Consider the following 20344-nt stretch of genomic DNA (forward strand, 5'->3'; position numbering starts at 1 on the left):
CTCCGAGCGAAGCAAACAGGCACCGACCTACGGCTCACGAGGCGCGGCCAAGGAATCTTTCGGTTCAATACGAGTCGAATCGGCGTATGTACGAAGCACCTCCAACGTACGGGCACGGCGCTTGCGTGCCTTGAATTTCAGCGCCCCCTTGTCGGGCATCAGGCTATAGCCCGACGGACGACTTACGGCCTCCCAGACGAAGACCGACTGATTGGCCACACGACCTCCCACCCGATAGCGCAAGCCGGTTGCTTCGATTTGCTCGACCGACTCGCGCAAACCTGCGTCGAGCGGCGACTTGGCCCAATTGGAATAGATGGTTCTCGTCTTGAGTTCGTAGAAGGGGTCGTTGCGCCACGTGTTCTTGTCGACTTTTATCTTGCGCTGGCGCACAGGGTCCCAATTGTAAGGCGTATTGGCAGTATAAGGAAAAAGGGTAATCTTGACTTTGCGCGGCTGGATACCTTGGACGGCAGGCAATGTTTCGTCCACCTCGAGCCATGGTTTGGCCTCCAACACCTTGGGAGAGCCCCATGGCGTCTCTGCCTCATGGAGAATGTCGAGGTTCAACTGAATTTCGCCTTCGGTCTGCAACAATTGTTGCAGGCGGAGGGAGTCAGCTTTCGTCCAGTTTTGGGCGCAAAGAGGGAGGACTGCCCATAACAGAAGCAGTCCGCAAAGGGATGCATATCGTTTCACAACAGAAGTCCGATAATGAATGAAACAATCAGAAACAGGTCCAGACGGTACAATGACGGCCTACCACCACATGTACCGGCTGCCACACAAGGGTTCGTCGAAGCAGGGGGCGATGGTCCACACCGTGCGCGGATACTGGCGGTTCTCCCACCAATGGCGGTATCGGGCCACGGCATCCAGCACCTCTTCGTCGGTCAGGAAGTAGATGCCTTCGTAGTTGTCGGCATCCGTATGCACCATCTTGCACCCCATCGAAGCATTGTGTCCCAGGCGGATGGTCTCCACCGTCCAAAGGATGCATTCGCCCAAACGAAGCTTTCCGCCGGCCGAATAGGAAACGGTAGCCAGCGGGAACGAAGGTATAAGCGTCAGGTCGTCGGCATACTCCAACAACTCTCCGATGTCCTCGAACTTGAACTTGGGGACGATTCCCAACCCTTCGGAGTTGAGGGCGGTATATTTTCCAGCACGCAATTGCTTGACGAACAGCTCTACATCGGGGTCGTTGCAATCGAACGCCTCACCACGGCACGACACAAACGCCAGGGAGCACATCAGCAAGATGCCTGCGCAAAGGCTGTATAGGATAGATTTCAAGGCAGTCATATTCATTCAATTCATTTTTTTCATTAATAACTCATGCGTACACCGCACAGAAGATTCAGATTGGTGGGCCGCTCCGTCCGCAAGGAAGCCGAAGGCGAGTCGGTATCGAAGTGATGGGATACCAAGGGTTCGGCAAACAGAGCGAAACGGTCGTTCAACTTATAACGTACACCCACACCTGCCGCCACCGCCAACTGGACGGGTTCGGCCTTGAAGCTGTTGTCTGCGGCTCCAGCCACACATTTCTCCACGCTTCCGCCCACCACGGCATAGAAGTCGACCTTGTCGTTGCCCGCCAGCTGCACATTCATCCGCACAGGCAAAGACAAGGTATGATAGGTGTGGTCGCCACCTGGCAAGGCCACGTCGTGCAGGCGGTTGTATTGCAAGCCTGCCTCCAGCGAGAGCCGCTTGCCTAACATGCGCTCCACACTGACACCCGCCGTCAGAGGCATCTTGAAGTCCCCATCGGGCAAAGCGCTGCCCAAGTATGCCTTCAAGGCCCAGTTACGCGTCTTCAGGGCCGACTTGGCCGTCATATTCTCTTCGGGACGGGAAGAAGCAGCAACATCTCCAGCCGCCTGCCTTTCGGCCGACGAAGCGGCATGACAGCCATTGTTTCCCATACCGGCCCGATAGTTGCCCGACTGATTACGCCCCGCCTGTCCATAAACCTGCTGGGTTACGCGGATGGAGACATGCACCGACATGGTCTGCTCTCCGTCGCCCGCCTTCTCTTCGCGGCTAGCCAGCACCGGCTGGGCAGGTCTTGCGGAAGGGGTAACGGGAGCCGCCTCCTTTACACTGGGGAAAGCCTCATCCACACGGTCGCCGTCCAGACTTCCGCCCGGCACCAGAGCCGCCACCTGCGTAAAGGCTTCCTCCATCTCCTCCTTCGGCGAGAAGTACCAGAAAGCGGCCGAAGCCATCCCCAGCACAAACACTACCGACGCGGCGGCCGCCACCCGATAGAAAGACGGCGAAAGCATCCGACGCCTGCCGGAGGGAACGCCTGCCGACGACAAGTCGCCCTGCAATGCCTCCCAAAAGCCATCATTCACCGGCAACTCTGCCTTGTCCAGCTTCTGGCGGAACAATCCGACTATTTCTTCATTTCCTTTCATGGTCAGTATATTCTTTAATTCTTTTTGCCAACAAACTCTTAGCTCTGAACAATTGTGAAGTGGAAGAGTGTTCCTTGATGTGGAGCAGGCGGGCTATCTCCTTATGCGACTTCTCTTCGAAGACATACAAGTTGAACACCGTCCGGCAGCCGTCGGGCAACTCGGCCACAAACTGCATCAGCACTTCTTCGGACAGGTGACTTCCGCTTTCGGCCACAGAAGCCTCGTCTATCACGTCGGGCAGCTGCTCTTCATTGACCACCAGCTGGGTGAAGCGTTGCTTCCGCCTCAGGTAGTCGATGGCCTGAGTCATCATTACGCGCGTCATCCATGTGGCCAGCGAGCATTCGCCCCGAAAGCTGAAGTTGGAGAAGATTTTGATGAAACCGTCGTGCAACACATCATGGGCTTCGTCCATATCGCCCGTATAGCGATAGCACACGGCCAGCATCTGGCGGGAATAAAGGGTGTACAACTCTTTCCGAGCAGCATTGTCACCTGCCCGACATCCTTCAACCAACTCTATTTCACAATCTTGTACCAAAACCTTTGTACGGACGCCTCATCGCGTCGTTTGTCTGTTAGACGCAGCATTTGGTGGAATGCTGCAAACCAAATATTAAAAAGAAGTTAAAAAACAGGCAAAAACATACCTTGCATGAATCTATAAAAAGGCCTCCCATAAATTGGCCTGCTACCAGACAATCTATGAGAGGCAAATTCTGTTATCTCGTTTCCTCTTGCAGGAACATCAACAAGCCTTGAAGCTCATGTCGAGTCCCTTCACGGAGTGGGTCAGAGCCCCTACAGAGATGAAGTCCACGCCACACTCGGCATAGTCGCGCAGGGTGTCGAACGTGATGCCGCCCGACGATTCCGTCTCATAGCGGCCGCCCACCATCTCGACGGCCTTGCGGGTCATCTCGGGCGTAAAGTTGTCGAACATGATGCGGTCCACGCCACCCAGGTCGAGCACCTGCTGGAGTTCGTCGAAGTTGCGCACTTCGATTTCTATCTTCAGGTCCTTGCCCTTGGCCTTGCAATACTCCTTGGCGCGCGTGATGGCCTTGTCGATGCCGCCTGCAAAGTCCACGTGGTTGTCCTTGAGCAGAATCATGTCGAAGAGGCCGATGCGGTGGTTCACACCTCCACCTATCTTGACGGCCATCTTCTCGAGGATGCGCATGCCGGGAGTGGTCTTGCGGGTGTCGAGCACGCGGGTGTGCGTACCCTTGAGGCGTTCCTGATACTTGTGGGTCATGGTGGCAATGCCGCTCATGCGTTGCATGATGTTCAGCATCAGGCGTTCCGTCTGGAGGAGCGACTGTACCTTGCCTTCCACAATCATGGCCACGTCGCCAGGCTTCACTTCGGCGCCGTCGTTGATGTAGACTGTCACTTTCATCGTGGGGTCGAAGCGGCGGAACACTTCCTTGGCCACCTCGATGCCGGCCAGGATGCCTGCTTCCTTTATCAAAAGCTTCGACTTGCCCATCGCCGTCTCGGGAATGCACGAAAGGGTGGTATGGTCGCCGTCGCCTATATCTTCTGCAAAAGCCAGGTCGATGAGCCTGTCTATCAGTTCTTGTTCCTTATTCATTTGTCTTGTCAATCCTTATTTGATGTATAAAATATCTGTTATGTTCTCTACGGAAGAAACAATTCACGCGGAAGTTTCCGTTGGCCGTCTGCAGGGTACCGACGATGAAGCTCGACTCATCGCGCTTGCCCTGATGCTTGACGTCGAACCTGCTTACCTTGTTGTTGGTAAAGAAGTCCGAAATAGCTCCTTCGGCGCCCACCTTATCCACCTGGGCAGGCTTGCTCAGGATGACCAAGTCCACCTTCTCGCCCAGATAGCGGTTCAGTTCCTGCGAGCTGCCTTTCTTGAAGGCTACCACTACGCCTACAGGAACATCCTGCGCCAGCAGGGAGGCAAGGCCCACCCACAAACTGAGCAGTAAAAAGATTACCCGTTTTTTCATATTACAAGCATTTACCTATGCAAAGATACGGATTTATTGCAATATACCACAAAAATGTTGTAATTTTGTTCGCTAATCCAATCAAAAACAGCATGAAAACAGTTCTACTTGTCGTAGGGAAAACCGTTGAGCCCCATTTTGTTGCCGCCATCGGCGACTACGTGCAACGCACGAAACGCTACCTGTCGTTCGACCTGGAAGTGATTCCCGAACTGAAGAATACCAAGAGCCTCTCCGAGGAGGTGCAGAAGGAAAAGGAAGGCGAACTGATCCTGAAAGCTCTCCAGCCGGGCGACGTCGTGGTGCTGCTCGACGAAGGGGGAAAAGAAATGCGCTCCATGGAGTTTGCCGACTACATGAAGCGCAAAATGAATACGGTGAACAAGCGGCTGGTCTTCATCATCGGAGGGCCTTATGGCTTCGCACCGAAGGTCTATGCCGCGGCTCACGAGAAGATGTCGCTCTCGCGCATGACTTTTTCCCATCAGATGGTGCGGCTCATCTTCGTGGAGCAGCTCTATCGCGCCATGTCCATCCTGAACGGGAGCCCTTACCATCATGAATAATTGAAAATGGAGAATGGAAAATTGAAAATGACCCGATTGGGAAATAATTCTCCATTCTCAATTTTCAATTCTCCATTAATTTACGACCTCGACACCTGGAACCCCTTGTCCGACAGAGACATCTCGACGAAGCGGGCGCGCGGATTGGGCGTCTCGCGGGTCAGTGTCTCGCGGATGCGCAAGGCGGCTTGCGGGTCTTTGGCCACCATGTAGAGGTAACCTCCCCCACCCGCGCCCGGCAACTTGTAGCCCAGCGTGTAATCCTTTATCTTGTCGATGATGGCTTCTACGGCCGGCGGATTGGTACCACTGTCCAGGGCCTTGTTTTGCGTCCACGTCTTGCCCACCAGCTTGCCGAAGGCCTCGAAGTCATTGCGCTGGATGGCTTCGGCCATGTCGAGCGCATGGGCTTTCATCTCGCCCAGCAGGGAGAGGTGCGGCCCCGAATTGAGGAACATGGAGCGCACGATTTCCGCCAGAATGCCTTTGGCCGTACGGGTGATGCCCGTGTAGTAGAGCAAGTGGCAGGGGCGGTATTCGGGCTGGACAAACAAGTGGTCGGGCAACCAGCGCACGAGGGGCTGCTGGACGAAGCCCGGCTCCGTCTGCAGGAGCTTGATGCCCTGGAGTACGCCTCCATACTGGTCTTGCCAGCCGCCGCCCGTGGTGAGCAGCTGCTCGAGGGCAAGGGTGCGGCGGCATACCTCGTTCTTGTCCCACGAAAGGCCGCAGAAGTCGCTCAGCGAACCCAGCACGGTAGACGCCAGGATGGAGCTGGTGCCCAAGCCTGACCCCGCAGGGATGGCCGAGAGCAGGGTGATTTCAATGCCCGTCCCAAAGGCCTGAAGCTGTTCGGCCAGTGTGGCATAGCCCTCTTCGGAGAACTTGGGCGAGAAACCAGCCAGCACCAGCGCCGCCTTGGGGATGGAGAAGGGCGAACCTATCTTGCAATAGTCGTGCAGTTCTTCGTACGTGCGGATGACCTCCATGGCACCCATGTCGATGGAGCGGAGGATGATGTGGAACTCCTGACAGGGCTTGACATACACCTGCAGGGGCGGCTGGCCGTTGAGCTCGACGGCAATGTTCACCACATGCCCGCCCGCAAAGAGCGAATAGGGGGGCGTGTCGGTCCATCCGCCCGCCATGTCGACGCGTACAGGGCTTCGTCCCCACACAATCTGGTCGCTATAGACGTTGAGCACAGGGCGGCTCTTGTGTTCGTAGAGGTCGGCCAGCAGGCCTTCGCGGAGCAGGCCGAAGGCTGCCTGTTCGTCGGCCTTGTAGTCGGCGCCGTCCAGCTTGTCCACCTGCGCACGGAGCATGCTGTTGTGGATGCGCTGCATCAGCGGGGCATCGTCGGGCAGCAGGGCGGGCTTGGGCAGGTCGAGGCGATGGTATTCGCGCGCGGCGTCGGCCAGGTCGAGCTGGTAGAAGATGCTCTTCTCATAATTCGTGGCAAGTAATTCCCAATTCTTCCTGGCGAAGGCTTCGCGCTGGGCGCAGAGGCGGCGCAGGTCGGCACGGGCAGATATTTCGTCAGCCGAGAGGCGTTCGGCCTGGAGCCACACTTCGCGCATGCCTTCGAGGTCGGGTTCCTCGGTCATCCAACGCACCATCCGCCCCATCGTTTCCACATCATGCACCACGGGGAAGATGGAAGCGGCCTGAAGGTCGTCGTGACGGCCGGACAGGTCGTCCAAAGTCAAACCGCGCTCGTTCAGCCAGCAGAAGAAGGGAGTATTCAGATAGTAGGTCTCCATGGCGTCCAATGCCCCCTTGAAGGCATCGTCGAAACCATAGGGGCGGACGGCCCATCCCCCACCCTGCAAGGGCACGATGTCGATGCAGGTGCCGTCCATCAGGGCCAGCGTCCAGTCGTTGTGGGGCACACCCGTGATAATCTGTCGGGCGCCCAGCACCCACGTGGAGGGCACGCAGCTGTTTTCTATCCACACATCGTTGTTGCCCTCGATAAACTTGACGCCCACCTCGGCGTTCTGGGTGAAGATGGAGGCGCTGGGCTTCACCTTGCGGTGCATGATGCGCCGCTGGTCGGCCACCTTGCCTTGCAGGGCGACGGTGCTCGAAAGCAGCTCGCGGCTGGTGCCGTAATGGTAGAACTCGCCGCCCGGCAGGGGCAGGATGGCTACCGACAGGGCGTTCAGCTCGTCGTCGGCAATGCGGGGATTGGCACCCAAAGCCAAGCCGAAGTCGGAGTAGAGGTCGTAGTAGCGCAGGTCGGACCAGGGCACGGCAGGGTCGGCCGGCCCTTCGGCCTTGAGCGAGCGCTTCTTGAGCAGCTCGACGGCACGGTCGCTCAAGAGCCAGATGCCGATGTCCATCAGGAAGAGATGGGTTTGCGACAGGTCTTCGAGCTGAGCCAGCGAGGGCTTCTGAAGCATGAAGTCGAGCACTTCGGGCGTCTGGCGGTTGGACACGAACACGCCGTGATGGGTGGCCAGCACAGGGTCCACCCACAAGCCGTAGCACACGACGTCGGCCTCAGGGATGTCCTGCAAGGGCTTCTCGGCGCGGATGTAGACGTCGCCGCTGGCAATGAGGGTGCGGAGCGACTCGGGGGCACGCTCCATAATCTTTTCATAAAGAGGGAGTTGCAGAGAGAGCAGGTTCTGTCCCAGCTGCTGGCCACGCTCCCAGCGGAACACGGGCAGAGGCGTCAGAATCTTGCCCGAGGGGGCATAGGAGGGCAGGCGACGGCTTTGGCCGCCGGCATGGAAGAGGATGCGCTTCTCGGCGCGGGCCTCGGCGGAGCGGTTCTGTTCCCACTGGCGCAGGAGCCAGGTGGTGCCGCCACCCGAACCCAGCTTCATGCCAACGGGGTCGGACGTACAAAACCATTCATCTGTGTTCACATGCGCAAGGTCGGGAAAGGCCTCCACCAGGTTGGGAGGCAATGACAAGAGTTTCTGCATATCGTTATTTTGTTTGTAATGTTCAATTTTGGGTACAAAAATAACGATTTTTTGTCGTATCAAGATGAAAATTTATTGTCTTTAGGCACGGATTACGCGGAAAACGCGGAAAATTAATATTAATCCGTGAAATCCGCATAAGCTGCGCCTGAAAGAAAACGAAGTCTCATCTTGATACCGTCCACTCAGCATCCCAGGCCCACGGCCTCGGCCAGCAAGGGCGGCAGGTCGAAATGGGCCGCCTTGATGCGCCCGATCAGCTCCTTGCCCGCAGGGGTCGGCACGAAGTACATCTGCCGCTTGTCCTCGCGCCCCACCTGGCGCACAATCAGTTCCTTGCCCTCGACGGAGCGGATGACTTTCGACGCGTTGGAGGCCGAAAGCCCCAGAGCCTCGGCCACCTCGCTGGAGCTCAGCTTGCCCCGCGACAGGAGCGTACAGAGCAGCATGCCTTCGTTGAGCGACAGGCCATAGGCCTGCTCAAACTGGGCCTCGAACTCGGCGATGGCCCGATAGATGTCGCGTATTTTACACAAAACTTCCATAATTGAGAATTGAGAATTGAAAATTGAGAATGGAGAATGGCGTTTCCGTTTCTTCCATTTTCCATTCTCCATTTTCAATTATCCATTAAATAAACAGGTTCACATTCGCCTGGTCGGCACGATCCATGTAGGTGGCCACGCCGCCCACGGTCACTTCGTCCAGCAGCTCCTCGCGGGCGATGCCCATCATGTCCATCGACATCTGGCAGGCGATGAACTCCACGCCCTGTGCCAGCGCCTGCGCACGGAGGCTCTCCAGCGAATCCACGCCCTTGCGCTTCATCAGGTAGCGCATCATGCGGCTGCCCATGCCCAGCATGTTCATCTGCGAGAGCTTCAGCTTCAGCGAACTGGAGGGCAGCATCCAGCCGAACATGCGGCCGAAGATGTCTTTCTGTACGGCGGGCTTCTTCACTTTTTTCAACACGTTCAATCCCCAGAAGGTAAAGAATATGGACACCTTCTGACCCGTGGCGGCCGCTCCGTTGGCCAAAACAAAAGTCGCAAGCGCCTTGTCCAGGTCGTCGCTGAAGAGGATCAGCGTCTTTCCACGACCGCCATTTCCGCCGTTTTCGGCCTCACAAACGCCATTTCCCTTCTCCAAAAGCACGGTATAGCGGCCTTTCGACTCCGATTTTTCAATCAGTCGGTTGCCGGTGGTGTGGCACCAGGCAGAGGCGTCACGGGCAAAACCGGCATCGGTAGCCACCACTTCCACGCGCTGGCCGGGCACGGCGGCGTCCATCGCCTCCTTGACCTTCATGATGGGGCCGGGGCATTGCAGGCCGCAGGCGTTGATGCGCACCACGGGGCGGTCGCACACGCACGACGCATTTTCAGCCTCTCTGTGCGACGCGGACGGCTCGCGGGTACAGGAACATGCCTCGGTAGGCAAAACGGGCGCTACGGCCGCGGAATAGGTCTTGTAGCCGCCAATCAGGTTGCGCACGTTGGTGTAGCCGCGCCCCATCAGGATGCGTTGCGCCAGATAGCCGCGCAGGCCCACGGCGCAGAACACCACGACGGGACGGTCCGCCGGCACTTCGGACAGGCGCTGGCGCAGGTTGTCGAGGGGAATGTTCACGGCGCCAGGGATGGTGCCGAAGGCAAATTCCTCGGGCGTGCGGGTGTCGATGAGCACGAGGCCGTCTTTCTGCGCCGCCAGCTCGCGCCAGGTGATGGCGGGCATGGCTCCGCTCAGCAGGTTGGAGGCCACATAGCCGGCGATGGCGATGGGGTCCTTGGCCGACGAGAAGGGCGGCGCATAGGCGTGCTCGGTTTCCACGAGGTCGTACACCGTTCCGCCGTGCTTGATGAGCTGGGCTATCTGGTCGATGCGCTTGTCCACGCCCTCGTAACCCACGCACTGGGCGCCGTAGAGGCGGCCCGTCTTGGGGTCGAAGGTCAGCTTCAGCGTCAGGGGCAGGGCGTCGGGATAGTAGCCGGCGTGCGAGCCGGAGTGGGTCACGGAGCTCAGGTAGTCCATGCCCAGCTGCTTCAGGCGCTTGGCGGCCAGGCCGGTGGAAGCCACGGTGAGGTCGAACACCTTGGCAATGGAGGTGCCGATGGCGCCCTCGTAGGCGGTGACGTTGCCCAGGGCCATGTTGTCGGCCACGATGCGTCCCTGTCGGTTGGCAGGTCCGGCCAGGTAGTTCAGCCAGGGCTTGCCCGTCAGCGGGTGCGGGAACTCGATGGCGTCGCCCACGGCATAGACGTCGGGGGCAGAGGTCTGCAGGTACTCGTCCACCCAGATGCCGCCCGTCTCGCCCAGCTTCAGGCCCGCTTCCTTGGCCAAGGCCGTGGCGGGACGCACGCCGATGGAGAGCAGCACAAGGTCGGCCTGCAGGGTCCGTCCGCTCTTCAGGAAGACGGTGAGGCCCTCGTCGGTGCGGCGGAAGCTGGTGACGCCCTCCTCCAGGTAGAGGCCCACGCCCTTCTCCACGAGGTGCTGGTGCACGGGAGCGGCCATGGAGTAGTCGATGGGAGCCATCACCTGATTGCCCATCTCGACCACCGAGACGGCCACGCCGGCGTGGTGCAGGTTTTCGGCCATCTCCAGCCCGATGAAGCCCGCGCCCACCACCACGGCACGACGCACGCGCTTCTCCGCCAGATAGGCCTTGATGCGGTCGGTGTCGTCCACATTGCGCAGGGTGAAGATGCCCTCCTCGCCGATGCCTTCGAGGGGCGGACGCACGGGCGTGGCGCCGGGCGAGAGGAGCAGCTTGTCGTAGGTCTCCTCGTAGGTGGTGCCGTCGGCACGGCGCACGGTCACGGCCTTGCGGGCGGGGTCGATGGCCACGGCCTCGTTCTCCACACGCACGTCGATGCGGAAGCGCTGCCCGAACGACTGGGGCGTCTGCACCAGCAGCTTGGCGCGGTCTTCGATGACGCCGCCGATGTAGTACGGCAAGCCGCAGTTGGCGTACGAGATGTATTTTCCCTTCTCCAGCAGGATGATGTCTGCCGCTTCGTCCACTCTTCTCAGTCGGGCGGCGGCGGTTGCTCCGCCTGCCACGCCCCCAATAATCAGGTATTTCATAACGTTTCTTGTTGTTGGGTTTTCGTTGTTGTTTTCGGTTTCACGCCGCAAAGAAAAGCATAATTTCCGAGAAAACATAATTTCCAATGGAAAATTTATCAGAAAAGATATTATTTTCTTTTGGAAAGCATTGTTTTGCGGGGAGGAAAGCACCGTTTTGCGGAGGAGAGAAACACCATTTTGCGGGGGAGGAAGCGCCTCCCCTGTTCCAACAAACTTTTTTCTGCCCAAAAAACTCAGAAAGCACGAAGCGTTATAAGGTTTTTAACATTCAACAGTCAACAGTCAACAGTTCAACAGTTAGTCAAAATGAACTTCGACTTGAAAAGAAGAAAGTGTTAAATATTTTAATACTATATATAATATATAATATATATTATATATAGTATTAATTTTTGTCGCACGTTTTCTGATTTCTGATTTTACTTACTGTTGAACTGTTGACTGTTGAATGTTGAATGTAAAAGCGTTTGCAAATATCAAGCAAGGAAAGAGTAAAATAAATAGAAATAATTTTACACAAAAGAACAGCCATTGCACATAAATCATTACAAGAACAGTACACATCCGTTACCACCCCAGCTTCTCCAGCCCTGCATCCTGATACCACTTCAGGGAGCGGTAGGCCGCATCGCGCTGGGTGCTGCTGCCGGGGATGTAGTGGGTGATGCCGTTGGCACCCTCCATGGAGAACATGCCGACAAACTGGGAGTAGTTCTTGGGCGTGGTGCTCCAGTAGGCAATGGCGGCGTCGAAAGCCTGCGTCCACGTGGTATACGAGGCATCGTCGAGCACCTGCTCCATGAGTTGCTTCAGGTCGAAGTAGCCCACGTAGTCGCGGCCCCAACCGTCGTGGTCGTAGTCGAAGACAGCGGCTTTGAGCGCAGCAATATTCACCACCTCGTCAGGCAGGAGCTGGGCGGTGAGCGCAGCCAGCGGTTCGAGGGCATCGGTGCGCATCACGCAGATGGACGTTCCGCCCGTCCAGTTGTTGTTGCTGATGCCGATACCGCCGTTATAGATTTCCTCGTAGGCGGCAAAATAGACCTTGGACATCTCGACCGCTGCCTGGTCGGCGGCCATGAGGGGAACCAGGCGTTCGTAGGGAGCGCCGGGGCCGGGGTTCTCGGTAGGCGAACCGATGTAGTAGTCGGTAAAGCTGCGCAGCTCGTAGGCCACCTCGACGGACGACATGAAGCAGGCGTCGAACATGAGGAAGTCGAGATGGGGTGCCGACTGAAGGATGGTAACCAGCTCGGAGATGTTCATGCGGTGGTCACCGTCCGTCTTGTCCTGCCCCACCCAGCGGGTCGAGGCCTGCCCGTAGGGCACCCATCCGTCGGCGTGCGACCAGTATATCAGGCCGTAGCTCTCGGCCAGGAAGCCGGGGTTGGCGAAGACGTCGGCAAACACCTCGCGCGTTTCGTCCACGCCCACCGAATTGCGGTCGTCGTACGTGCGCACCACGTCCTCCACCACCTTGCCGCCCTGCTTCTTCAGCTCCACAAGGCGGGGCGAGCTGCCCGTATCGATGTAGACAAGCAGATGAAGCGTGCCGTCGGCCACCTGCTTCATGCCCTCCTTCATCTCCTCCAGGTCTTGCAGGGCAAAGGAAGAGAGGTTGTTGTCGGCCGCCAGATAGACCAGCACTGTCCGCTTGTAGGACGAAGGTTCGGGAGCCTCCTCCTTGTCGCACGAGGCCAAAGCCAGCAGCGACAACAGCATCACCACGAGAACGTTGCGTCTGAACATAGGGCCACCGGTTTAGTCTTGCGGTTTCTCGAACTTGAACTCGTCGGGCTCGATAGCCTGAAGCGTCTGCTTGCTTTTCTGATAGCCGGACTTCACCTTGGCAGCTTCCTTCTCGAGCTTGCCCTTGTTTTCCGAGAAGTAGATGACGCACGTATAGTTGGGCTTGTTCATCTGATACTCCAGGTGGTTCTTCAACTGGTAGGAATACAGGTCGCGCTGGGGCAGGAAGCCGTTCTTGGCCAGCACCACGCTGTCCAGCAGCTGGACGGGGGTATAATAGACCACGGTGTCGCTGAACGAAGCCGCCACACCGAAGGCATACACGGGTTTCTCCTTGTCCTTGTCTTTTTTCATCGTAAAGGCGGAACAAAGCACGAAGGCCACCGCCAGGGCCATAACTACACGAAGGTATTTCATAGTTCTTTCTGTTTACGTCAATAAATTCCTATTTATCACTTTTATAGGGGACAAAGGTAACAAAAAAAACGGCAGGGCTGCAAGCCACCACCGTTTTTTGAATTCTTTTTGTTTGTCGGAAACCGATATTCCCACTTATCCCAAGTAGGACTTGAGCAATTTGCTACGATTACTTTGTCTTAATCTTCTGATAGCTTTTTCCTTGATCTGGCGCACACGCTCACGGGTCAGCCCGAATTTGTCGCCGATTTCCTCCAGGGTCATTTCCTGTTGTCCGATGCCAAAGAACATCTGTATGATTTCCTTTTCGCGCTCGGTCAGCGTAGAAAGTGCTCTATCAATTTCCCTCGCAAGAGACTCGTTCACCAACGAGCGGTCAGCCATAGGCGAATCGTCGTTCACCAGAACATCCAGCAGGCTGTTGTCTTCTCCTTCGACGAAAGGCGCGTCGACCGATATGTGGCGGCCGGACACCTTCAGTGTGTCGGAGATTTTGTCGACAGGGATTTCCAGCTCATCGGCCAGCTCTTCGGGCGACGGACGGCGTTCGTTCTCCTGCTCGAACTTGGAGAAGGCTTTGCTGATCTTGTTCAGCGAGCCCACCTGGTTGAGCGGCAGACGCACGATACGCGACTGTTCGGCCAGGGCTTGCAGAATGGACTGGCGTATCCACCACACCGCGTAGCTGATGAACTTGAAACCACGTGTCTCATCGAACTTTTCGGCTGCTTTGATCAGACCCAGGTTGCCTTCGTTGATGAGGTCGGGCAAACTCAAGCCTTGGTTCTGATACTGTTTTGCGACAGATACGACGAAACGCAGATTGGCACGTGTCAGTTTCTCCAGTGCAACACGGTCACCCTTGCGGATGCGCTGAGCGAGCTCCACTTCTTCTTCGACGGTAATGAGGTCCTCACGCCCGATTTCCTGCAAGTACTTGTCCAGAGAAGCGCTCTCTCGGTTAGTGATACTTTTGGTAATTTTTAATTGTCTCATTCTTCTATACACATATTGGGTTGACAAAGTTACAACAAAATATCGGATCTGCACCAATCTTTTGCCGTCTTTTTTGCCCCGATTCTACAAAAATCTTCGAGAAGCCCCTGCAAAGCTTCCCTTTTTATAAAATTAGAAACAAAAACAGGTGCCGACAAGTTCTTTTGCCGGCACCCTTTACAAGATAAATTAAACAAACTTCAACCTTCTTACCTTATCAAAAGAGTCTAACCTATCTTATATCTATTCTAATACCTACTATTTATCTAATACCTATATGCTTGATACTTCCATCTTATTCCTGGCTCAAGTCTACCGCATAGCTGGCGCGCTTGCCCGAGGGGAACATACCGGTGATGAAGAGTACCTGTTCGGGTGTCTGAGTAGCTGCCTTGAGCACGCTCTCCAGATCTTCGACGGTCTTCATCGGCTCGCCGTTGGCCTTCAGGATGATGAAGCCCTTGCGGATGCCTGCATCGGCCATCTTGCCGTCGCTTACTCCTGTCACTTCGAGGCCGTATCCCAGGTTGAGCTGGCGGCGCAGTTCGGTGTCAATCGGCTTGAAGGCGGCACCCAAGATTTCCATACCGGCACTCTTGACAACCTTCGTGTTGCCCTGGGCGTTCTTCAGCGTGATGGTCACTTCCTTTTCCTTCTTGTCGCGGACAATGGTCAGTTTCACCTTGTCGCCCGGACGATACTTGGAGAGAGCCTCCTGCAAGTCGGAGAACTTGTGCAGCTTCTTGCCGTCCATCTTGATGATGACGTCGTTTTCCTGCAGGATGCCGGCGGCCGAACCACCATCTTCTACCTTAGCCACGAAGATACCTTCTTTCACACCCAGCTCTTCCATCTGCTTCTCCATCTGTTTTACCACCTCGTCGCTCATCTGCAGGTCGGTTGTAAAGTCGCCGCCTCTGATGCCCAGACGAGCACGCTGTACGGCACCGTATTGCTTCAAGTCAGAAACGACTTTCATCATCATATTGGTAGGGATGGCGAAACCATAGCCCGAATAGGCGCCCGTAGGCGAATAAAGCATGGCGTTGATGCCCACCAGCTCGCCGGCGGCGTTCACCAAGGCACCACCACTGTTACCCTGGTTGATGGCGGCATCTGTCTGGATGAACGACTGGATGCTGGCTGCCTGTCCGTCGGCCGAGGGAGTACCGATGGAACGAGCCTTGGCACTCACGATACCTGCCGTAACGGTAGAGTTCAGGTTGAAGGGGTTACCTACGGCCAATACCCACTCGCCCACCTTCAGGTTGTCCGAGTTGCCCACAGGGATGGTGGGGAAATCGTCGCCTTCAATCTTCAGCAGAGCCAGGTCGGTGTCGGGGTCGGTACCGATGACACGTCCCTTCAATTCGCGCTCGTCGTTGAGTTTGACGGTGATTTCGTCAGCACCTTCGACCACGTGGTTGTTCGTCACAATGTATCCGTCCTTCGAGATGATGACACCCGAACCGAAGCCCACACGCGGTTGCGTCTGAATCTGACGCTGCTGGCCGCGGCCGTCGCCGAAGAAGAAGTCGAAGATGTCGGGCTGCATCTGCACCGTACGTGTCTTGCTCAGCTCCGTAGCGCGGATGTGCACCACGGCGTGTACCGAGCTTTCGGCGGCTTGGGTCAGGTCTACCGGTTGGGCATTGACGGCACTCAGGCCGGCCAACCTTATATTATTGGGGTTTTGCTGGAAAAGCTCGTTGAACGTAGCGTTTTCCATCTGTTGCTTGGCCATCAACTTATAGGCAGTGAAACCACCTATCGCGGAACTCAGAAGTACGCCGGCGGCGACTCCCATTACCATTTTTGCTGTCCGTTTCATAATTCTTATCTCTTTAAAGTGTTAATATTCGAGTTCGTTTTAACTTTACGACGTTAAAATAACGACAAAAAACGTTCTGTTATTCTCCGTGTCATACTTTTTTGTTCTCTTTTAACAGAGCCGTTTTTGAGCTTAACAGCGGTTAACGACAAGGACTGACAAATTAGCATTTATGCACGTTTCCTGCCACGTTAACACTTTGAGCATTAGAGCGTAAAAATATGTTTCGCCCTCTAAAGAGATGCTTCGCCGGCAGGAACGGAAGGCGCAAGAGGGAGCCTGAACGCAGGCAAGGCACACGGACAGGCCCGCTCAATAGTTCAGATACTCGATGTCCATGTGATAGCTCCAGCGGTCGAAGTACAGGTTACCGCCCTCCCACTCCACTTCGCCGCGCTGGAAGTCCACCGTCTCGCTCCGCGGATACTTCTTTTCGGGCACGAGCGGCATGCCATAATCCTGGTTCACCACCATGCGCCACGAGTCGATGCCGCCCAGATAGAAATAGGGCTGACCGGCCTTCTCCGCATACGGAGCCAGGCCGAACGACTGGTCGACAGGCACCCAACCGATGCCCTCCAGGTAGATTTCCGCCCAGTCGTGCAGGTTCCAGGCGCGGGGTTGCATCATGAAGCCGCTCTGAAAGCGGGCGGGGATGCCCGCAATGCGGCAGAGGGTAACGAAGAGCAGCGTCACCTGTCCGCAATCGCCGTGACGGTTGTCGAGCACATATTCGGGGATGTTGTCGATGGTAGAGTACTCGCGCGCAGAGGCCCAGGGGAAGTGATGATCTATCCACTGGAAGATGCGGCGGGCCTTGAGGAAGGGATTGTCTTCGCCTTCTGCCAATTTGTCAGCCAGCTGGCGCAGGCGGGGCGTGAAGACGATGTGGCGGTCGCGCTCGGACGTGTAGCGTCGGTAGAGCTCCGTCGTGGTGTCGTAGGGGCGGACGTCGGAGGGACGGATGTCATGCCACTCACCATAAGAGGTGTACTCGAACGTCTCCGAGAAGACGGTGGGCTCTCCGCTCACCGCCCGCTTCTCCATGTAGAGGGTACTATGGGCCGTGCCTTCGGTCGTGAGCGTGTACGAAGGTTCGCTGGCCGAGATGAGCTTCACGTCCTGCTGGCGGGGTACGTCCGTGCGGGGGAAGGGCAACCAGCAACGCACCACCTCGCCCGCCGGCACGGCATTGGTGTCGACCGTCACCCGATAGGTGACACGCATGCGCTTGGGTGCCGCCAGGCAGGAGTCGCCCCGTCCGTCGGTAGCGGCCAAGATTTCAGGCAGGTTCTCGGCATTCACACGGTCGCTGGTGCTCACCTGCTCGCCTTCCTTGGCCAGCTTCGCCTCGCGGCACAGGGAGTCGAGGCGGAAGAGGTTGGGGCCCGCGTTGCGGAAGTAGCGCTTCTCGCCGTCGATTGTCATGCACTCCAGCGCGCCCGTCTTCTCCCATTGGCGCATCTGTTCGTCGGTCACGTCGGGCAGGTAGCGGCGGATGTATTCCTTCACTTGGGCCTCGGTCAGGCAGAAATCCATCGCCAGCCGATGGCGCAAGTCTTCTTCCCATGAGTAGGAAGCGCTGGAAGCCTTGCGGTTGCAAGCCGAGAAGGCCAGCAGAAACAGGACAAGATAAAGCAGATTCTTCATACATTTAATGGAAAATGGAGAATTGAAAATGGAAAATGAACACACGCACACGGCTATTCTTCATTTTCAATTCTCAATTCTCAATTATCAATTATTAATCACTACCCCGATACCTGGCAGGTCGGGCAAGGTAATCTTCCCCTTGACCACCTCCATGCCTCGGAAGCGGTCGTTGGCTATGAGCAGATTGCCATCGAGGTCGGCAAAATCGACCGCGGGCGAAAGTTGGGCGGCCGCCGAACAGGCGCACGAAGTCTCCGTCATGCAACCCACCATCACCTTCATGTCGAGCGCGCGCGCCAGGTTGAGCATCTTCCACGCCTCACGCATGCCTGTACACTTCATCAGCTTGATGTTGATGCCCGTATAGGCGCCCTTCAGCGCAGGTACATCCTTCAGGCGCTGGACGCCCTCGTCGGCAAAGATAGGCAGAGGGCTCTGCTGGGTAATCCAGGCGATGTCGTCTATCCGCTCCTTGGGCATGGGTTGCTCCACCATGACGATGCCCTGCTCCTTGAGCCAGTGTATCATGTCGAGGGCATGCTGGCGGTCGGTCCACCCCTGATTGGCGTCCACGGCAATGGGCAGGGACGTGACCGAACGGATGGTCTCGATCATCTCCTTGTCGTTGCTGCCTCCGAGCTTCACCTTGAGGATGTTGAAGCGCTCGGCACATTCCTTTGTCTTCTCGCGCACCACCTCGGGCGTATCGATGCCGATGGTGAAGGTGGTCGACGGAGCCTTTTCCTTGTCCAGCCCCCATATTTTGTACCAGGGTGCCTGCAGGAGTTTGCCCACGAGGTCGTGCAGGGCGATGTCTACGGCCGCCTTGGCCGCCGCGTCGCCCTCCGACAGGCCGTCGACGTAAGCCAGAATGTCCTCCAACTGGAAGGGGTCGGAGAACTGGCCGATGGTGTCCTGCACCTTCTTCAGGAAAGCCATCACGCTGTCCATCGTGCCCAGCTCCTTCTGGAGGTAGGGAGGCATGGAGGCCTCACCATAGCCGATGACGCCGTCGTACTCCAACTCTACCTGCACGTCGGGCGTGGTGCTGCGCGAGTAGGTGGCCACGGTAAAGACATGGCGCAACTTCAGTTCGTAGGCGAAGAAGCGCAACTTCATCTGCGCCCGCACCCCGCTCTTTCTGTTCACATTGAACCAGGTGCCGCGCTTCTTGCCGGCCCCCAAGGCTTCGTTTATCATCAGGCCCGAACCCAGCGTGGCAAGTGCCGCCGTCTTCAGGAATGTTCGTCTGTCTTGCATCGTATCTTTCTTTTTATCTAAGTTTCAGAATCGCTTCTGCCCCCACCCCGACCCTCCTCGGAAAAGCAATGCTTTCGGGAGGAGAAAACGGTGCTTTGCGGAGGCGAAAGCAGTGTTTTCCTGCTCACCACCGATAGTAGGGGTTCTTGTCCGTCGTGTTCAGCCCCTTTTCCTTATTAATAGATGGAAGCACGCGTGTGGCGAAAAGCAGGCGCTCCAGGTTGAAGGCATCGAACCGTTTGTCCTGCGGATCGAAGCTGCTGATGCGCACATCGCCCTGCGAGTGGATGAACCTCCGTCCGCCGATGTAGATGCCCACATGCACCACCCGCTCCTTGCGTTCGGCCGTGGCCTTGCGTCCGAAGAACACGAGGTCGCCCGGCCGGAGGTTGGAGAAGTCGGGGGCGATGTCGATGTGCTGCCCCACGTAGGCCTGCTGGGACGCGTCGCGGGGGATGATGATGTCGTGCATGAAGAGCACCGTCCGCACAAAGCCGCTACAATCCATGCCTTTCGACGAGGTGCCCGCCCAGAGATAGGGCACACCCATCAGCGTATGGGCCGTGCGGATGATGCTGGCGGCATCCTGCTTCAGGTTCTTGCGCCACTCGCGTTCGGGCAGGGCGACGGACTTCTCCACATAGCCGCGGCGGCCGTCGGGATAGGACACGCGGTAGAAGTCTCCCTCGGCGCCTTCCAGCTTCAGACGGTTGCCCGCCACGACGTCGGACACCGTCTGCGAGCGTCGGTCGGGTTGGGAGTAGACGAAGGCGTAGTGCGAGGTGACGACTACCTTCTCCGCCCGATTCCAGGCCGTGAGTTCCTTGCGGGTGACGGGCAGGACGCTGACGCGATGCACCCACGCGATGTAGTCGTCGGGCGTCTGGATGCGATACCATCCGTTGCGCTCGAGCACACGCACGGGCATACCCAGCAGGGCTTGCGTCGTCATTTCCGACGAATAGTCGGGCTCCACGCGCAAACTGGCCACAGAGAGGTTGATGATGCCGTAGGTCTTTCCCTCCAGCCCCTTTTCGTCGGGCAGCAGGCGGAGGCTGTCCACCGCCTCATAGCCGCGGGCCTCGAGGGTAGAAAGCAGTTCGGCCTTGGCTTCGGCCGAGGTGGTGACGCCACGCAACAATAGCTTCTTCGCACCCGTCAGAGAATAATCCACATCGAAGAGGGCCACCCGCCTGTCGGGCGCATAACGTGCCTTCAGGGTGCGGCCGATGACTTTCACCTCGTCGGGCACGGCCTCTTCCTGCGCCGCCAAGGCCGACCAGGGGAGTAAAGATAGTGCGAAGAATGCCGCAAGGGCCAGTAGTCTGTCCATATCGTCGTTTGTTTTTTGTTTCTAAAAAGTCCAATCTGATGAGCAAATCTACGAATTATTTCCATAAAGCCTGCATTATTGCCACGAAAATCGTACCTT

General features: G+C 57.1%; 18 protein-coding genes. 2 read left to right on the forward strand and 16 right to left on the reverse strand.

The genetic code is table 11. The features are described from left to right. Positions 1 to 27: 27 nt before the first annotated feature. The 6 genes from RDO88_RS07435 to RDO88_RS07460 all read right to left on the reverse strand — a co-directional run bounded on the left by RDO88_RS07435 (position 28) and on the right by RDO88_RS07460 (position 4414). On the reverse strand, positions 28 to 699 hold the full coding sequence (locus tag RDO88_RS07435; RefSeq protein WP_307758779.1) for a DUF4858 domain-containing protein: 672 nt from the start codon (positions 697 to 699) through the stop codon (positions 28 to 30). A gap of 60 nt (positions 700 to 759) precedes the next feature. Further along, positions 760 to 1254, reverse strand: a complete 495-nt coding sequence (locus RDO88_RS07440; RefSeq protein WP_307758808.1) for a DUF4943 family protein — start codon at positions 1252 to 1254, stop codon at positions 760 to 762. A gap of 74 nt (positions 1255 to 1328) precedes the next feature. After that, the gene (locus RDO88_RS07445) at positions 1329 to 2429 is read right to left on the reverse strand and encodes an outer membrane beta-barrel protein (RefSeq protein ID WP_307758780.1); all 1101 of its coding nucleotides are present in this window, start codon (positions 2427 to 2429) and stop codon (positions 1329 to 1331) included. Next, the gene (locus RDO88_RS07450) at positions 2416 to 2973 is read right to left on the reverse strand and encodes a sigma-70 family RNA polymerase sigma factor (protein WP_307758781.1); all 558 of its coding nucleotides are present in this window, start codon (positions 2971 to 2973) and stop codon (positions 2416 to 2418) included. Before RDO88_RS07450 ends, RDO88_RS07445 begins: the two co-directional genes overlap by 14 nt. A gap of 207 nt (positions 2974 to 3180) precedes the next feature. After that, positions 3181 to 4029: a carboxylating nicotinate-nucleotide diphosphorylase gene (gene nadC, locus RDO88_RS07455; protein WP_021847917.1), complete on the reverse strand. Its 849-nt coding sequence runs from the start codon at positions 4027 to 4029 to the stop codon at positions 3181 to 3183. After that, the gene (locus RDO88_RS07460; protein ID WP_205094581.1) at positions 4022 to 4414 is read right to left on the reverse strand and encodes a DUF4783 domain-containing protein; all 393 of its coding nucleotides are present in this window, start codon (positions 4412 to 4414) and stop codon (positions 4022 to 4024) included. Before RDO88_RS07460 ends, nadC begins: the two co-directional genes overlap by 8 nt. Before the next feature lie 92 nt (positions 4415 to 4506). On the opposite strand from RDO88_RS07460, the gene rlmH reads away from it, so the two are divergent. After that, on the forward strand, positions 4507 to 4980 hold the full coding sequence (gene rlmH, locus RDO88_RS07465) for a 23S rRNA (pseudouridine(1915)-N(3))-methyltransferase RlmH (protein WP_205094579.1): 474 nt from the start codon (positions 4507 to 4509) through the stop codon (positions 4978 to 4980). A gap of 80 nt (positions 4981 to 5060) precedes the next feature. On the opposite strand, the gene RDO88_RS07470 is transcribed toward rlmH, so the two are convergent. The 3 genes from RDO88_RS07470 to RDO88_RS07480 all read right to left on the reverse strand — a co-directional run bounded on the left by RDO88_RS07470 (position 5061) and on the right by RDO88_RS07480 (position 11003). Further along, on the reverse strand, positions 5061 to 7943 hold the full coding sequence (locus RDO88_RS07470; protein WP_307758809.1) for a bifunctional fucokinase/fucose-1-phosphate guanylyltransferase: 2883 nt from the start codon (positions 7941 to 7943) through the stop codon (positions 5061 to 5063). A gap of 158 nt (positions 7944 to 8101) precedes the next feature. Then, a complete protein-coding gene (locus RDO88_RS07475; RefSeq protein WP_307758782.1) occupies positions 8102 to 8461 on the reverse strand; it encodes a winged helix DNA-binding protein in 360 nt (119 codons plus the stop codon). A gap of 85 nt (positions 8462 to 8546) precedes the next feature. After that, positions 8547 to 11003: an FAD-dependent oxidoreductase gene (locus RDO88_RS07480; protein WP_307758783.1), complete on the reverse strand. Its 2457-nt coding sequence runs from the start codon at positions 11001 to 11003 to the stop codon at positions 8547 to 8549. Positions 11004 to 11089: 86 nt separating this feature from the next. Here RDO88_RS07480 and RDO88_RS07485 point away from each other — a divergent pair, with 86 nt between their 5' ends. Continuing rightward, entirely contained in the window at positions 11090 to 11389 is a 300-nt protein-coding gene (locus RDO88_RS07485; protein ID WP_307758784.1) for a hypothetical protein, read from the forward strand. Between the two features lie 184 nt (positions 11390 to 11573). Here RDO88_RS07485 and RDO88_RS07490 read toward each other — a convergent pair whose 3' ends face one another. The 7 genes from RDO88_RS07490 to RDO88_RS07520 all read right to left on the reverse strand — a co-directional run bounded on the left by RDO88_RS07490 (position 11574) and on the right by RDO88_RS07520 (position 20245). Continuing rightward, a complete protein-coding gene (locus RDO88_RS07490) occupies positions 11574 to 12755 on the reverse strand; it encodes a clostripain-related cysteine peptidase (RefSeq protein ID WP_307758785.1) in 1182 nt (393 codons plus the stop codon). Between the two features lie 12 nt (positions 12756 to 12767). Further along, positions 12768 to 13172, reverse strand: a complete 405-nt coding sequence (locus RDO88_RS07495) for a hypothetical protein (protein WP_307758786.1) — start codon at positions 13170 to 13172, stop codon at positions 12768 to 12770. Positions 13173 to 13307: 135 nt separating this feature from the next. Then, positions 13308 to 14168 carry an RNA polymerase sigma factor RpoD/SigA gene (locus RDO88_RS07500; protein WP_008766632.1) on the reverse strand — a complete coding sequence of 287 codons (861 nt, stop codon included), beginning with the start codon at positions 14166 to 14168 and terminating at the stop codon, positions 13308 to 13310. Positions 14169 to 14463: 295 nt separating this feature from the next. After that, the gene (locus tag RDO88_RS07505) at positions 14464 to 15999 is read right to left on the reverse strand and encodes a Do family serine endopeptidase (RefSeq protein WP_374043920.1); all 1536 of its coding nucleotides are present in this window, start codon (positions 15997 to 15999) and stop codon (positions 14464 to 14466) included. A gap of 312 nt (positions 16000 to 16311) precedes the next feature. Next, positions 16312 to 17649 carry a transglutaminase domain-containing protein gene (locus RDO88_RS07510; RefSeq protein ID WP_307758787.1) on the reverse strand — a complete coding sequence of 446 codons (1338 nt, stop codon included), beginning with the start codon at positions 17647 to 17649 and terminating at the stop codon, positions 16312 to 16314. Between the two features lie 87 nt (positions 17650 to 17736). Continuing rightward, a complete protein-coding gene (locus RDO88_RS07515; RefSeq protein WP_307758788.1) occupies positions 17737 to 18912 on the reverse strand; it encodes an enolase C-terminal domain-like protein in 1176 nt (391 codons plus the stop codon). 124 nt (positions 18913 to 19036) lie between these two features. Next, entirely contained in the window at positions 19037 to 20245 is a 1209-nt protein-coding gene (locus RDO88_RS07520; RefSeq protein ID WP_307758789.1) for an NlpC/P60 family protein, read from the reverse strand. Between the last annotated feature and the right edge of the window lie 99 nt (positions 20246 to 20344).

The organism is uncultured Mediterranea sp. (assembly GCF_902493215.1).
Taxonomy (GTDB): Bacteria; Bacteroidota; Bacteroidia; order Bacteroidales; family Bacteroidaceae; genus Bacteroides.

Excerpts from the sequence above, each read along its gene's own strand:
- RDO88_RS07515 (WP_307758788.1), bottom strand. The coding sequence starts at position 18,912 with ATGCAAGACAGACGAACATTCCTGAAGACGGCGGCACTTGCCACGCTG.
- rlmH (WP_205094579.1), top strand. The coding sequence starts at position 4,507 with ATGAAAACAGTTCTACTTGTCGTAGGGAAAACCGTTGAGCCCCATTTT.
- RDO88_RS07505 (WP_374043920.1), bottom strand. The coding sequence starts at position 15,999 with ATGAAACGGACAGCAAAAATGGTAATGGGAGTCGCCGCCGGCGTACTT.
- RDO88_RS07520 (WP_307758789.1), bottom strand. The coding sequence starts at position 20,245 with ATGGACAGACTACTGGCCCTTGCGGCATTCTTCGCACTATCTTTACTC.
- RDO88_RS07495 (WP_307758786.1), bottom strand. The coding sequence starts at position 13,172 with ATGAAATACCTTCGTGTAGTTATGGCCCTGGCGGTGGCCTTCGTGCTT.
- nadC (WP_021847917.1), bottom strand. The coding sequence starts at position 4,029 with ATGAATAAGGAACAAGAACTGATAGACAGGCTCATCGACCTGGCTTTT.
- RDO88_RS07480 (WP_307758783.1), bottom strand. The coding sequence starts at position 11,003 with ATGAAATACCTGATTATTGGGGGCGTGGCAGGCGGAGCAACCGCCGCC.
- RDO88_RS07510 (WP_307758787.1), bottom strand. The coding sequence starts at position 17,649 with ATGAAGAATCTGCTTTATCTTGTCCTGTTTCTGCTGGCCTTCTCGGCT.
- RDO88_RS07475 (WP_307758782.1), bottom strand. The coding sequence starts at position 8,461 with ATGGAAGTTTTGTGTAAAATACGCGACATCTATCGGGCCATCGCCGAG.
- RDO88_RS07485 (WP_307758784.1), top strand. The coding sequence starts at position 11,090 with ATGGAAAATTTATCAGAAAAGATATTATTTTCTTTTGGAAAGCATTGT.
- RDO88_RS07490 (WP_307758785.1), bottom strand. The coding sequence starts at position 12,755 with ATGTTCAGACGCAACGTTCTCGTGGTGATGCTGTTGTCGCTGCTGGCT.
- RDO88_RS07500 (WP_008766632.1), bottom strand. The coding sequence starts at position 14,168 with ATGAGACAATTAAAAATTACCAAAAGTATCACTAACCGAGAGAGCGCT.
- RDO88_RS07460 (WP_205094581.1), bottom strand. The coding sequence starts at position 4,414 with ATGAAAAAACGGGTAATCTTTTTACTGCTCAGTTTGTGGGTGGGCCTT.
- RDO88_RS07445 (WP_307758780.1), bottom strand. The coding sequence starts at position 2,429 with ATGAAAGGAAATGAAGAAATAGTCGGATTGTTCCGCCAGAAGCTGGAC.
- RDO88_RS07440 (WP_307758808.1), bottom strand. The coding sequence starts at position 1,254 with ATGTGCTCCCTGGCGTTTGTGTCGTGCCGTGGTGAGGCGTTCGATTGC.